The following is a 1186-nucleotide window of genomic DNA, read 5'->3' as shown; positions in this document are numbered from 1 at the left end:
TATTATGCAATAATTTTTGCAACAACACCCGCACCTACAGTACGGCCACCTTCACGGATTGCGAAACGTAAACCGTCGTCCATCGCGATTGGGTGGATCAGGGTAACGATCATGTTGATGTTATCACCTGGCATTACCATCTCTACGCCTTCTGGCAGTTCGATAGTACCTGTTACGTCAGTTGTACGGAAGTAGAACTGTGGACGGTAACCTTTGAAGAATGGAGTATGACGACCACCTTCATCTTTGCTCAGAATATAAACTTCTGATTCAAATTTAGTGTGTGGCTTGATTGAACCTGGTTTCGCCAGTACTTGACCACGTTGAATTTCTTCACGCTTAGTACCACGCAGCAGAACACCAACGTTCTCACCTGCACGACCTTCGTCCAGCAGTTTACGGAACATTTCAACGCCAGTACAAGTTGTTTTAACCGTGTCTTGAATACCAACGATTTCAACTTCTTCACCAACTTTGATGATACCACGCTCAACACGGCCTGTTACTACTGTACCACGACCTGAGATTGAGAATACATCTTCGATTGGCAGCAGGAATGGCTTGTCAATTGCACGCTCTGGTTCTGGAATGTAAGTATCCAGGTGGCCTGCTAATTCAACAATTTTCGCTTCCCACTCTGGGTTGCCTTCCAGCGCTTTCAGAGCTGAACCACGAACAACTGGAGTGTCGTCGCCTGGGAAATCGTATTGAGACAGAAGTTCACGAACTTCCATTTCGACTAATTCTAACAGCTCTTCGTCGTCTACCATGTCACATTTGTTCAGGAAAACGATGATGTAAGGAACACCAACCTGACGACCTAACAGGATGTGCTCACGAGTTTGTGGCATTGGGCCATCTGTCGCAGCAACAACCAGAATTGCACCGTCCATCTGAGCAGCACCAGTGATCATGTTTTTAACATAGTCGGCGTGTCCTGGGCAGTCTACGTGTGCGTAGTGGCGAGTTGGAGTATCGTATTCTACGTGTGAAGTAGAGATGGTGATACCACGCGCTTTTTCTTCTGGTGCGTTATCGATTTGGTCGAATGCGCGAGCAGAACCGCCGTAAGTTTTAGCCAGAACAGTAGTGATAGCTGCTGTCAGAGTAGTTTTACCGTGGTCAACGTGGCCGATAGTACCAACGTTAACGTGCGGTTTTGAACGTTCAAATTTTTCTTTAGACA

At 46.6% G+C, this 1186-nt stretch carries 1 protein-coding gene; it reads right to left on the bottom strand.

Annotated elements, in window-relative coordinates; all coding sequences use genetic code 11:
* Positions 1-2 precede the first annotated feature (2 nt).
* Positions 3-1186: elongation factor Tu (tuf, locus tag PSE83_RS20375; protein ID WP_094963257.1), on the bottom strand; the 1184-nt coding region annotated here is incomplete at its 5' end.

It is taken from the genome of Providencia sp. PROV150 (genome assembly GCF_028481025.1).
GTDB lineage: Bacteria > Pseudomonadota > Gammaproteobacteria > Enterobacterales > Enterobacteriaceae > Providencia > Providencia hangzhouensis.
This window is presented reverse-complemented; position numbering and strand designations above follow the sequence as displayed.